Raw genomic sequence first — 11468 nt, 5'->3', positions numbered from 1 at the left:
TTCGTTACCTCTCTTGCATCGCGCTGGATCTTTTTGTTTTCTCCCGACATACCATCGCGTTTTTTAAGGAAGTTACATGGCAACCCCGTTTTTTGGCAAGCGAGATAACGAAACACCGACCAGCGTACGTCCTGGGACAGTACCTGGCTATGGCAATGCAAACACGTCCAGTACGCTGTCCTCAGCGTCCAACGCTGTCAGCCCGCAAAGCGTGGCCAAGCCGGCAAGTGACGTGGTCAGCGCACCCAAGGAAGGCGGCAGCAAGCTGACCGTGGGCCCCAATATCAAACTCAAGGGCGTCGAGATCACCGATTGCGACACCTTGGTGGTGGAAGGCCTGGTTGAAGCCACCATGGACTCGCGTGTCATGCAGATTTCAGAGCAGGGCGCTTTCAAGGGTTCGGCCGAAATTGATGTGGCCGAAATTCGTGGCGAATTCAGCGGCGATCTCACCGTGCGCCAAAAGCTGGTGATTTACTCCACCGGCAAAGTCACCGGCACGATTCGCTACGGCAAGCTGGTGGTCGAAGAAGGCGGCCAACTTTCCGGGGAAATCCTGTTCGGTGCCAAGCCAGCCAGCCAGGGCACTTCGGGCCTGCAGGCCGTGGCCGGATAAACCTGAGAGAAATGCGCCAGCGCTGCCAGCGGCTGGCGCTGGCTTCGCTCGCAGCGTGTTTTAAAAACGCGGCAAGTCGGGGTGGGCGATTTGCCCGCCGCGCACCAGCATTTTTCCGTACTCGGCGCAGCGGTTCAAGGTCGGAATCACCTTGCCCGGATTGAGCAAACCCTTGGCATCAAAGGCGCGCTTCACGCCAAACATCTGCTCGTTTTCTGCGGCCGAAAACTGCACGCACATGGAGTTGAGTTTTTCCACGCCCACGCCGTGTTCGCCGGTCACCGTGCCGCCCATGGCGACGCTGGTTTCCAGGATGTCGGCGCCAAACAGCTCGCAGCGGCGCAACTGGTCGGCGTCATTGGCGTCAAACAAAATCAGCGGATGCAGATTGCCGTCGCCAGCGTGAAACACATTGGCGCAGCGCAACTGGTATTTTTTTTCCATCTCGGCAATCGCCAGCAAGATGTCGGCCAGGCGCTTGCGCGGAATGGTGGAGTCCATGCACATGTAGTCGGGGCTGATGCGGCCCGATGCCGGAAAGGCATTTTTTCGTCCGCTCCAAAAACGCAGCCGCTCGGCCTCGTTCTGGCTCACGGCAATGGCGGTGGCGCCATACTGCTGCAGCACGGCGCTCATGCGGCCGATTTCTTCTTCGACTTCTTCCGGCGTGCCGTCGCTCTCGCACAGCAAGATCGCCTCGGCCGTGAGGTCGTAGCCGGCGTGCACAAAGTCTTCCACCGCCGCCGTCATGGGCTTGTCCATCATTTCCAGTCCGGCCGGAATGATGCCGGCGGCGATCACCGCCGCCACCGCGTCGCCGGCCTTGCGCAGGTCGTCAAAGCTGGCCATGATGCAGCGCGCCAGTTGCGGCTTGGGGATCAGCTTGACGGTGACCTCGGTGGTCACGGCCAGCATGCCTTCGCTGCCTATGATGATGCTCAGCAAGTCGTAGCCGGCGCTGTCCAGCGCCTCGCTGCCGAATTCCACTTCCTCGCCTTCAATCGTGAAGCCCTTCACCTTGAGCACGTTGTGCACGGTGAGCCCGTATTTCAGGCAGTGCACGCCGCCGGAATTTTCGGCCACGTTGCCGCCTATGGTGCAGGCAATCTGGCTGGACGGGTCGGGCGCGTAATAAAGGCCCAGCGGCGCGGCGGCTTCGCTGATGGCCAGGTTGCGCACGCCGCCCTGCACCACGGCCGTGCGGCTGGCCGCGTCTAGTTTCAATATCTTGTTGAACTTGGCCAATGACAGCGTGACGCCCAGCGCGTGCGGCATGGCGCCGCCACTGAGGCCGGTGCCGGCGCCGCGCGCCACCACCGGCACGTCCAGCGCATGGCAGGTCCTGAGCACCGCCTGCACCTGGGCGTAAGTTTCGGGCAGGGCCACCACCAGCGGGCGCTGGCGGTAGGCGGTCAGGCCGTCGCACTCATAGGGCGTGGTGTCTTCGCTGTTCCAGAGCAGGGCGTGCGCCGGCAGCACGGCTTGCAGCGCGCCAACGACGCGGGTCTGGCGCTCGGCGCGGTCCAGCTTTTGTGCTGGTGGGGTGTCTAAAGTTGCGTTCATGGAGCGAACACTTTAAGGCAAAGCGCAGGCGGCCGGCGTGAAGAAAATGAAGGCCGCTTGTGAAAAACGAGATGCTATTAAATATGTAGCTGCTTGCGCTCGTCAGATAAGGGCTGGAGGCCTAAAAGGCTTGAAGATCTCAGGGCGAAGGCTTCAGGCGACCGATTTTTTCAGCCAGTCGGCAAAGGCGGCGCATTCCCAGCGGTCCATCATGCCGGTGCGCCAGCACAGGTAGTGGGCGTGCGGGCTGGGCACATGGCGTTGGTACAGGCGCACCAGCGAGCCGTGTTCCAGCCAGGGCGCGCCCAGCTTGAGGCGGACCAGCGCCACGCCCATGCCAGCGGCGGCCGCATCGCACATCAGGCCGATGTCGTTGAATTGCGAGCCGTCCACCGGCTCGGGCCAGTCCTGCTCGTGCGCGGCAAACCAGGTGCGCCAGGGATCCAGCGGCGAGCGCAGCAGGCTGATTCCGGCCAGGTCCTCGGCGCTGTCAAACGGCCCATGTTCGCGCACAAAAGCCGGCGAGGCCAGCGGCGTGACCTCGTCTTTCATCAGGCAGACATGCTCGACGTCGGCGTAGCGCCCGCTGCCAAAACGAATCACCAGGTCGGCGTCCTCGGCCACCACGTCCAGCAGCGGAATCGATACCTGCAAGGTCAGGTCTATCTCGGGATAGGCGTCGGTGAACTGGCGCAGCCGCGGAATCAGCATCGAGCGCGCAAAGGTCGGCGTGACGGCCAGGCGCAGTTTGCGCTTGCCCGGCGTGCCGCTCTGGCCGGCGGCACCGGGGAATTTCTGCAGCGTGGCCAGGCCTTCGCGCACATGGGCCAGGTACTCGCTGCCTTCGGTGGTCAATGAAAAATCGGCCCGGCCAAACAGCTTGGTGCCTATGATTTGCTCCAGCTGCTTGACCCGGTGGCTGACCGCGCTGGGCGTGACATGCAACTCTTCCGCCGCCTGCGTGACGCTGCGCAGGCGCGCCAGGGCTTCAAAGGTCAGCAGGCACTGGATCGGCGGAATCCGCGCAGCAGCAGCCATGTTTATTCGCCGCGAGCGACGAGGGAAAACACCTTTTTGCCAGCCGGGGCCGCGGGTCCGGCTTTGCCGGCCCGCAGGCACAGCGGCCCCCCAGGGGGGCAGGGAGCTACGCGACCGTGGGGGCTCATTTAAATATCACCGTTTTGTGGCCGTTCAAAAGCACGCGGTGTTCGCTGTGCCACAACACGGCTCTGGCCAGCACCTGGCTTTCGGTGTCGCGGCCCATGGCGGTCAGGGCTTCCACGGTCTTGCTGTGGTCGGCGCGCGCCACGTCCTGCTCGATGATGGGGCCTTCGTCCAGGTCGGCGGTCACATAGTGGGCGGTCGCGCCTATCAGCTTTACGCCGCGGTCATGGGCCTGGTAATAGGGCTTGGCACCCTTGAAGCTGGGCAAGAACGAGTGGTGGATGTTGATGGCGCGGCCGGCCAGTTTTTTGCACAAATCGTTGGACAGGATTTGCATATAGCGTGCCAGAACGACCAGCTCGGCACCTTCGGCGTCAATGATCTCCAGCTGCCTGGCCTCGACCTGGGACTTGGTCGCGGCGGTCATAGGCAGGTGATGAAAGGGGATGTCGTAGCTGGCGGCCAGCTGGTAGAACTCGCGGTGGTTGGAGATGATGGCGCGCACGTCCAGCGGCAGCAGGCCGGATTTGCAGCGAAACAGCAGGTCGTTCAGGCAATGGCCTTCCTTGCTGACCATGATGACGGTGCGCATGGGCTGGGCGTTGTCGTGCAGCTGCCAGTTCATCTGGAAGGGCTCGGCAAAGCTTTTCAGCTGGCTGGACAGTTCCTGGTGCGTGAGCTGGCTGCAGGCGAACTGCACGCGCATGAAAAACAGGCCGGTGTCGTGGTCGTTGTACTGCGCGGCTTCTTCGATATTGCCGCCGTTGTCGAACAGAAAGCCGGACACGGCATGAACAATGCCCCTGCGGTCCGGGCAGGACAGGGTCAGGATATAAGCGTGATTCATAGGGGGTGAATTGTCGCAGGTGGCACCGGCCCGCGTGGCGGGGATGCCAGAATGCTGATTCTGGCTTTGTTCGACTGCATCACCCTAGCACAAACAGGAGACCGTATGGCTTATCAGACCTTCAATATGGAGCACCAATGGCTGCCCTTCACGCCCAACCGCAGCTTCCAGAAGGATCCGCGCGTATTTGTGGCCGCCGACGGCATGCATTTCACGACGCATGACGGTCGGCAGGTGATTGACGGCATTTCCAGCCTCTGGTGCGTGGCGGCCGGCCACAACCGCAAGCCCATCAACGAAGCCATCAAGAAGCAGCTCGATACGCTGGATTATTCGACGGCCTTCCAGGCCAGCAACGACCAGGCCTTCAAGGCCGCCGAAATGATTGCCGCGATGGCGCCGGGCGACCTGAACAAGGTGCTGTTTTGCAACTCCGGCTCAGAGGCGGCAGATACCTCGCTGAAAGTGGCGCTGGCCTACCATCGCGCCCGTGGCGAGGGCCACCGCAACGTCTTCATTGGCCGCGAGAAGGGTTACCACGGCGTGGGTTTTGGGGGCATGAGCGTGGGCGGCATTCCGGCCAACCGCAAGGTCTATGGCGCGGCGCTGCTGCCGCGGGTAGACCACATGCGTTTCATCCACGACCCGGTGAAACATGCCTACATCAACGGCGTGGAGCCCGAGTGGAGCGAAGATTTGCTGCTGGAGCTGGAAAACCGCATCCTGCCGCTGCATGACCCCAGCAACGTGGCCGCCATCATTGTTGAGCCGGTGGCCGGCAGCGCCGGCTGGTATTTACCGCCCAAGGGCTATCTGAAGCGCCTGCGCGAGATCTGCGACAAGCACGGCATCTTGCTGATTTTTGACGAGGTGATCACCGGCTTTGGCCGCCTGGGCACTGGCTTTGGCGCCGACTACTACGGTGTCGTGCCGGACATGCTTAATTTCGCCAAGTGCGTGACCAATGGCGTGATTCCGCTGGGCGGCGTGATCTGCTCGGAGCGCATTTACGACGCCATGATGAATGCCAACGCCAACAGTCCCGATTACGCCATCGAGTTTTTTCATGGCTACACCTACTCTGGCCATCCGGTGGCTTGTGCGGCGGCCATTGCCACGCTCAATCTCTTCAAGGAAGAAAAACTGTTTGAGCGCGCCGGCCAGATGGGCAAGCAGCTGGGCGATGCCATGCACAGCGGCTTGAAGGGCCTGCCCAATGTGATAGGAGTTCGAGCGCTGGGCCTGGCCGGTGCCGTCGAGCTGGCCTCGGTGGCCGGTGCGCCGGGCAAGCGCGCCTACGACATCTTCATGGACTGCTTCCACCACGGCGTGATGGTGCGGCCGGCGGGCGAAAACATCGTGATCTGCCCGCCCTATATCGTGGAGAAGGAGCACATTGACCGCATCGTCAATGTGCTGGCCGACGCGATTCGCAAACACGCCTGAGCCAAGCTCAGGCTATTTGGGCGCGAGTTGCTGCTTCAGCCCCGCGCAGTAGTCGGTAGGCGGCAGTGCGGGCGTGGGCCAGACGCTGTCAAAAGCGTCGGCCTGCTTGCCTCCATCGCTGCCATCACCGGCGCGCAGACTGACGGCCTTGGCCTTGAGGTCTACCGGCAGGTGTTGCGGCACGCCCAACTGGCGATCCACATGGCCGTTACCGGCCAGCAAGAGCACCACCTTGCCAGGCCGGGCGGCCTGCTGGATGGCGGCGGCCATGCTGATGTCCTTGGCAATCTGTATGCGTGCCATGGGCGTGATCTGGCTTTCCGGCAACAACTGGCAATGGCCAATGCGAATCCCCTGCTGCTGCGCCTTCAGGGCCGGGCCCGGCAAGCGCTGGTCCAGCTTGCTGTCGGTCATGCTGGCCGGCATTTGCGCGCGCGGCAAGTTGGCGCCCACTACCGGCACCCCGGCGCGCACGGCGCTCATGACGGCGGGGCCGTAGGCGGCCCAGGGCCAGCCCTTGTCATTCCATTTCAGCGCCTGGCGGACCTGCTCTTGGCTGGCGTCGGCTTGGAGCGCGGCCGTGCTCACCCCGGTGTCGGCCATCTCCAGCGTTACCGCGGCCAGCCAGCCCTGGGCGGCCAGATGGGCGACCACCTGCTGCTCAATGTGCTGGTGCTCGGCGGCATCGTGCTGTTCGCCCAGCAGCAGGGCATCGGCCGGCAGCAGGGTCTGCAGTCGGGCGGCGATGGCAGCCTGGCTGAGCTGGCTGTCGCCGGGTTGTTGCGCAATAGGCGCTGCGGGACGGCCGGCGCAGCCGCCCGCCAGCAGCAGTGAGGCGGCGCAGAGAAGAAATGTGAAAGAGCGTGTCGGCAAGCAAAGAGGCATCGGTGGATACTAAGGCTTTCGGCCCGGCCTATTTTTTCAGGCCACTGCCTGTGCACCACCTTGCGCCCCTGCCCATGTCCTTTAGACCTGCCAACCAACTCGCCCGCCTTTTACAGTCCTCGCCCGTTCGTGTCGTTCTGACCTTGCTGCTCGCCTGGGCCGCAGCGGCCCTGTGTGTCAGACTGAAAACGCCCTTGCCCTGGATGATAGGACCGCTGCTGGCAAGCTCGGTGCTGTCCATGCTGGGCGGCCCCACGGCCAGCTGGACACCGCTGCGCAATGTTGGCCAGTGGGTAATAGGCTGCGCGCTGGGGCTTTATTTCACACCCCAGGTGGTGGCGCTGGTGGCCGGCTTGTGGTGGGCCATTGCCTTGAACATTGTCTGGGCGCTGGTACTGGGCTTGGCGCTGGGGGCCTGGCTTTACCGGATTCATCATGGCGCCGGGCCGCTGCATATTGCCGGTCTGTCGCGCGTCACCACTTATTTTGCGGCGCCCGTGGGCGCGGCTTCGGAAATGACCATGATGGGCGAGCGCCACGGCGCGCAGACCGACCTGGTGGCTTCGGCGCACAGCCTGCGGGTGCTGCTGGTGACCTTGATCGTTCCCTTTGGCTTTCAGTGGGCGGGGCTGCATGGCCTGGACGACAGCCTGCCCGGCGCGCGCGTGGTGCAACTGCCGGGGCTGGCCCTGCTGGCCGTGCTGACCGGCATAGGCTGCTGGGTCATGCTCAAGCTGGAGCGCACCAATCCGTGGTTCATAGGCGCGTTAACCGTGTCGCTGCTGCTGACGGCTTGCGGCGTGACCTTGTCGGCGATTCCGCAGGCCATGAGCAATGTGGCTCAGCTGCTCATTGGCATCAGCCTGGGCGTGCGCTTTACCCCTGGCTTTGTGCACATGGCGCCGCGCTGGCTGGGCTCTGTGGCCCTGGCCACGGTGGGCATGATTGGCTTGTGCGCCGGCTTTGCCTGGCTGCTGGCGCAGTTCACCCAGCTGCATTGGGCCACGCTGTTGCTGGGCACCTCGCCTGGCGGTATCACCGAGATGTCGATCACGGCAAAGGTGCTGCAGCTAGGGGTGCCGGTGGTGACGGCATTTCATGTGACGCGGCTGGCGGCGGTGCTGCTGCTGGTCGAGCCCCTGTTTCGCTGGCTTTACCAGCGCCGCCTTGGCCTGCAGAGCAGTCCGGCGGCAGAGTGATGGGGTGGTGAGCAGGCCTTAGTGCAGGCCGATGGGGGTGGTGGCCAGGCCGCTATAGCCTTCCAGCGTGTCTTCGATTTCTTCCTGTGTTGGGGTGTTTTTCTCCCAGGCGCTCAGGCGCAGCTGGAACATTTCCGCCCATGAGCCGTCTAGGTAAACCTCTTTACCTGAGCGTTTGTCGACAATTTCAAAGCCGTGGCGGGCCAGTTGGGGAATGGCTGGAGCGGGCGCAGATTCTTCGGGTGCGTTGGCATGAATCTGCAGCACGGCAAAAGATTCCGAGTCGTAAAGCATGTGCATGGTGAAGTCCTTTGCCATCAGATAACAACGATGGCGTTAAGTTCAAGAGCCAGGGGCCGCGCCCGCTGAAATTAGCCCTTGTTTGGGCCGGCTCAGGGTTTGTTCACGTCGCTGAGCTGCTGGTCTATGAAGTCGCCGTTGGCCTGGGTGATCTTGCTGCGCACCGGCAGGTAGCCCAGGGCGGGCGCATACCAGACTTCGACTTTCTGGTCGAACTCGCGCCGCGGCTGGCGCGCCAGCTTGAGCGTGTTCAGTTCGCCATAGGGCAGCTTAAGACTTTCTTCGCCTTCCACCAGAAAGGTCCAGCTGTCGGCATCCCGCGGCCCCACGGTGTAGACGGTGATGTTTGTCCCCACCGGAAAACCGGCCGGATTGCCCGCCAGCATGCCGCCCAGCTGCAGCAGCACGCTGACGCGGTCTTGCACACCCTTGACCCAGGGCACATTGGGCGTGTTGGCGCTGAAGCTGATCTGGCCCTTGTCGGCGTCAAAATGCGCTGCCACCTCGCTTCTTGATTTGTCGGAAAAGCGCATCGGCGCCAGGCCGTCGGCGCCTATCTGGCCACTGCTCGCCATGCTGCGCGAACCCAGAAACAGCGCGCTGACACCCATGCGGGCCGCATAGCTGGCGCCCTGGTTTTGCCAGTCCAGCTCGGCCTTGGCGTGGTAGTTCAGCCCCTTGGCGCTGCCCGTCATCGTGTAGGCCAGCAGGGCGCTGCCGGGCAGGGCCATGGCCGTGACGGGCTTCTCCTGGGGCGCGGGCGGCGCGGGGTTTTCTTCCATGGCGGGCGTCGGTATTGCCGTGGGCGGCTGCGGCTCACCGTCCACCTCAGCCGTGCCCGTGGCGGCGTCGGTGACGGCCGGCTCGGGTGCTGGTTCTGCTATTGAATTAGTAGCTGGTGGCGCTGACTGTGCTTGCGCTATGGCCACTTTTTTCTTGAAAACTGGTTTTTTGACAGGGGCCACTGGCGCCTGGGCTGCGACTGGTGGCACTGCCACCGGCTCAATGCGCCGCGTCAGCAGGGCCGGGGCGCGCGGCGACACCGGGCTAGCTTCCGGCCCCCAGTGTTCGCTGGCGGTCTGCAACAGCAGTAGGTGGACCAGCAACACCAGCACGGCCAGGGCGGCCAGCTTGCGCCAGGGCAAGGCTGGCCGCTCGCTGAGCAGTGGGGCGGGGGCGCCTGAAGCGGCTGTCATGAGCTGGGGCGGAACCTTCAAAGGGGCTGGCGGTAAATGGCTGCCCTGATCGTAACGCCTGGGCTTGGTGCTTTCACCTGCAGCACGCCTCGCGGCACAATCGGGCTTACCTTTTCGGAGCGCGGCTGTTCGGCCGTCCGCCTTGCCACTTATTCGGGATACTGATGAAACTTGCCACTTACAAAGATGGTTCACGCGACGGCCAGCTCGTCGTCGTGTCGCGCGACCTGGCGACTGCCCACTATGCGACCGGCATTGCCGGCAAGCTGCAGCAGGTGCTGGACGATTGGAATTTCATGGCGCCGCAGCTGCAGGATTTGTACGACGCGCTAAACCAGGGCAAGGCGCGCCATGCTTTCCCGTTTGAGCCGGCCCAGTGCATGGCGCCGCTGCCGCGCGCCTACCAGTGGGCCGATGGCTCGGCCTACCTCAACCATGTGGAGCTGGTGCGCAAGGCCCGCAATGCCGAGGTGCCCAAGACTTTTTACGGCGACCCGCTGATGTACCAGGGCGGCAGCGATGACTTCTGCGGCCCCTGCGATGAGATCGTGGCGGCCAGCGAGGATTTCGGCATCGACTTCGAGGCGGAAATCGCCGTCATCACCGGCGACGTGCCCATGCGCGCCACGCCGGCGCAGGCGCTGGAGGGCGTACGCCTGTTGATGCTGGTCAACGATGTGTCCTTGCGCAACCTGATCCCGGATGAGCTGGCCAAGGGCTTTGGCTTTTTCCAGAGCAAGCCGGCCACGGCCTTCGGCCCGGTGGCGGTCACGCTAGACGAGGTCGGCGAGGCCTGGGACAAGGGCCGGCTGCACCTGACCGTGCAAAGCACCTGGAACGGCCGCAAGGTCGGCATGTGCGAGGCCGGGCCAGAGATGACTTTTCATTTCGGCCAGCTGATTGCCCACATCTGCAAGACCCGCAATGTGCGCGCCGGCAGCATCGTCGGCTCGGGCACGGTCAGCAACAAGGACTGGAGCCATGGCTACAGCTGCATTGCCGAAAAGCGGGCGATTGAAACCATTGAAAGCGGCAAGCCCAAAACCCGTTTCATGACCTTTGGCGACACCATACACATAGAGGTCAAGGGCAAGAACGGCCAGTCGGTGTTTGGTGCCATCGACCAAAAGGTGGTCGAAGCGGAGGAGTAGCCGCCCTTGCGCGGCGGCCCTTGCTTCAGGGCAGCTGCGTCACGAACAGCCGTATGCCGCGCAAAAACATTTCCACCGAGATGGCCACCAGGATCAGTCCCATCAGGCGTTCAAAGGCCATCATGACACGGTCGCCGGCAATGCGCTGAATCCGCTCGGACAGCACCAGCACCACGGCGCAGACCACCATGGTCACGCTCAGCGCGGCCACCCATTCCATGCGCCGCTCCGGCGCTTGCGATACCAGCAGCATCACCGTGGCCAGGGCCGAGGGGCCGGCCAGCGCCGGAATCGCCAGCGGCACGATCAGCGGTTCGCCCTGCAGGGGCGGCGTGCCATCGGGCTGACTCGACGGAAAAATCATGCGCAGTGCGATAAGAAACATGACCACCGCACCGGCGATCTGCAGCGACAGATCGCTCAGGTTCATCAGGCGCAGAAAACCGTCGCCGACAAACATAAAGGCCAGCAGCAGCAAAAAGGCGATCAGCACCTCGCGCAGAATGACCCACATGCGGCGCTCGGGGGCCACGCCCTTGAGCGCATTGACGAAGATAGGAATGTTGCCCAGCGGATCCGTGATCAGCAGCAGCAACACCGTGGCGGAGGCAAAGGTGTAGGCCATGGCGTCAAGCGGCCGGCTCAGGCCGCATAAAGCGTGTCCAGTGAGCGAAAGCCCTTGATCTCTATCGGGTTGCCGAAGGGGTCGCAAAAAAACATGGTCCATTGCTCGCCGGGCTGGCCTTCAAAGCGCACCTGCGGCGCCAGCACAAATTCTGTGTGCGCTGCCTGCAGGCGCTGCGCCAGCGCCTGCCAGTCGGGCAGTGCCAGCACCAGTCCGAAATGCGGCATGGGCACCAGAATGTCGCCCACATGGCCGGTGCGTTCGGTCTTGAAGGGCGTGCCCAGATGCAGGGAGATCTGGTGGCTGAAGAAGTCAAAGTCGACCCAGGTGGCGGTGCTGCGGCCCTCGGCGCAGCCCAGCACATCGCCATAAAAGCGGCGTGCCAGATCCAGGTCTGTAACGTTAAAGGCGAGGTGAAACAGGCTTTTCATCAGCCAAGCTTAGCAGGCCCGCTGGCCGCCGCGATTGACGATAAA

General features: G+C 63.3%; 12 protein-coding genes. 4 read left to right on the top strand and 8 right to left on the bottom strand.

From position 1 onward, the window contains the following. Positions 1–76 precede the first annotated feature (76 nt). Positions 77–616 carry a bactofilin family protein gene (locus tag BM160_RS09395; protein WP_092003995.1) on the top strand — a complete coding sequence of 180 codons (540 nt, stop codon included), beginning with the start codon at positions 77–79 and terminating at the stop codon, positions 614–616. A gap of 60 nt (positions 617–676) precedes the next feature. Here BM160_RS09395 and BM160_RS09390 read toward each other — a convergent pair whose 3' ends face one another. The 3 genes from BM160_RS09390 to purU all read right to left on the bottom strand — a co-directional run bounded on the left by BM160_RS09390 (position 677) and on the right by purU (position 4190). Beyond that, on the bottom strand, positions 677–2179 hold the full coding sequence (locus BM160_RS09390) for an FAD-linked oxidase C-terminal domain-containing protein (RefSeq protein ID WP_092003992.1): 1503 nt from the start codon (positions 2177–2179) through the stop codon (positions 677–679). A 153-nt stretch (positions 2180–2332) separates the two neighbouring features. After that, complete coding sequence (locus BM160_RS09385; protein WP_092003990.1) at positions 2333–3217, bottom strand: LysR substrate-binding domain-containing protein; 885 nt, start codon at positions 3215–3217, stop codon at positions 2333–2335. A gap of 124 nt (positions 3218–3341) precedes the next feature. Then, positions 3342–4190: a formyltetrahydrofolate deformylase gene (purU, locus tag BM160_RS09380; RefSeq protein ID WP_092003988.1), complete on the bottom strand. Its 849-nt coding sequence runs from the start codon at positions 4188–4190 to the stop codon at positions 3342–3344. A 105-nt stretch (positions 4191–4295) separates the two neighbouring features. On the opposite strand from purU, the gene BM160_RS09375 reads away from it, so the two are divergent. Continuing rightward, positions 4296–5636: an omega-aminotransferase AptA gene (locus BM160_RS09375; protein ID WP_092003986.1), complete on the top strand. Its 1341-nt coding sequence runs from the start codon at positions 4296–4298 to the stop codon at positions 5634–5636. Between the two features lie 12 nt (positions 5637–5648). Here the strand turns inward: BM160_RS09375 and BM160_RS09370 are convergent, their stop codons facing one another. Next, the gene (locus tag BM160_RS09370) at positions 5649–6509 is read right to left on the bottom strand and encodes a ChaN family lipoprotein (protein WP_369821763.1); all 861 of its coding nucleotides are present in this window, start codon (positions 6507–6509) and stop codon (positions 5649–5651) included. A gap of 86 nt (positions 6510–6595) precedes the next feature. On the opposite strand from BM160_RS09370, the gene BM160_RS09365 reads away from it, so the two are divergent. Beyond that, positions 6596–7720, top strand: a complete 1125-nt coding sequence (locus BM160_RS09365) for an AbrB family transcriptional regulator (RefSeq protein WP_092004170.1) — start codon at positions 6596–6598, stop codon at positions 7718–7720. 18 nt (positions 7721–7738) lie between these two features. On the opposite strand, the gene BM160_RS09360 is transcribed toward BM160_RS09365, so the two are convergent. Beyond that, positions 7739–8020, bottom strand: coding sequence for a BTH_I0359 family protein (locus BM160_RS09360; protein WP_092004168.1), 282 nt, complete (start codon positions 8018–8020; stop codon positions 7739–7741). Positions 8021–8112: 92 nt separating this feature from the next. Beyond that, positions 8113–9216 carry a DUF3108 domain-containing protein gene (locus BM160_RS09355; RefSeq protein ID WP_092003981.1) on the bottom strand — a complete coding sequence of 368 codons (1104 nt, stop codon included), beginning with the start codon at positions 9214–9216 and terminating at the stop codon, positions 8113–8115. A 164-nt stretch (positions 9217–9380) separates the two neighbouring features. On the opposite strand from BM160_RS09355, the gene BM160_RS09350 reads away from it, so the two are divergent. After that, positions 9381–10367: a fumarylacetoacetate hydrolase family protein gene (locus BM160_RS09350; protein WP_092003978.1), complete on the top strand. Its 987-nt coding sequence runs from the start codon at positions 9381–9383 to the stop codon at positions 10365–10367. A gap of 25 nt (positions 10368–10392) precedes the next feature. Here the strand turns inward: BM160_RS09350 and BM160_RS09345 are convergent, their stop codons facing one another. After that, positions 10393–10992: a MarC family protein gene (locus BM160_RS09345; protein WP_092003975.1), complete on the bottom strand. Its 600-nt coding sequence runs from the start codon at positions 10990–10992 to the stop codon at positions 10393–10395. Positions 10993–11009: 17 nt separating this feature from the next. Beyond that, complete coding sequence (locus tag BM160_RS09340; RefSeq protein WP_092003973.1) at positions 11010–11423, bottom strand: VOC family protein; 414 nt, start codon at positions 11421–11423, stop codon at positions 11010–11012. Between the last annotated feature and the right edge of the window lie 45 nt (positions 11424–11468).

Source organism: Polaromonas sp. OV174 (assembly GCF_900112285.1).
Lineage (GTDB): Bacteria > Pseudomonadota > Gammaproteobacteria > Burkholderiales > Burkholderiaceae_C > Polaromonas.
The sequence above is the reverse complement of the archived record's forward strand: the minus strand, read 5'-3'. Positions and strand labels throughout refer to the sequence as shown.

Bases quoted from the DNA above. Each gene is read 5' to 3' on its own strand.
- BM160_RS09340 (WP_092003973.1), bottom strand. From the start codon at position 11,423: ATGAAAAGCCTGTTTCACCTCGCCTTTAACGTTACAGACCTGGATCTG.
- BM160_RS09345 (WP_092003975.1), bottom strand. From the start codon at position 10,992: ATGGCCTACACCTTTGCCTCCGCCACGGTGTTGCTGCTGCTGATCACG.
- BM160_RS09360 (WP_092004168.1), bottom strand. From the start codon at position 8,020: ATGCACATGCTTTACGACTCGGAATCTTTTGCCGTGCTGCAGATTCAT.
- BM160_RS09355 (WP_092003981.1), bottom strand. From the start codon at position 9,216: ATGACAGCCGCTTCAGGCGCCCCCGCCCCACTGCTCAGCGAGCGGCCA.
- purU (WP_092003988.1), bottom strand. From the start codon at position 4,190: ATGAATCACGCTTATATCCTGACCCTGTCCTGCCCGGACCGCAGGGGC.
- BM160_RS09395 (WP_092003995.1), top strand. From the start codon at position 77: ATGGCAACCCCGTTTTTTGGCAAGCGAGATAACGAAACACCGACCAGC.
- BM160_RS09365 (WP_092004170.1), top strand. From the start codon at position 6,596: ATGTCCTTTAGACCTGCCAACCAACTCGCCCGCCTTTTACAGTCCTCG.
- BM160_RS09390 (WP_092003992.1), bottom strand. From the start codon at position 2,179: ATGAACGCAACTTTAGACACCCCACCAGCACAAAAGCTGGACCGCGCC.
- BM160_RS09350 (WP_092003978.1), top strand. From the start codon at position 9,381: ATGAAACTTGCCACTTACAAAGATGGTTCACGCGACGGCCAGCTCGTC.
- BM160_RS09375 (WP_092003986.1), top strand. From the start codon at position 4,296: ATGGCTTATCAGACCTTCAATATGGAGCACCAATGGCTGCCCTTCACG.
- BM160_RS09385 (WP_092003990.1), bottom strand. From the start codon at position 3,217: ATGGCTGCTGCTGCGCGGATTCCGCCGATCCAGTGCCTGCTGACCTTT.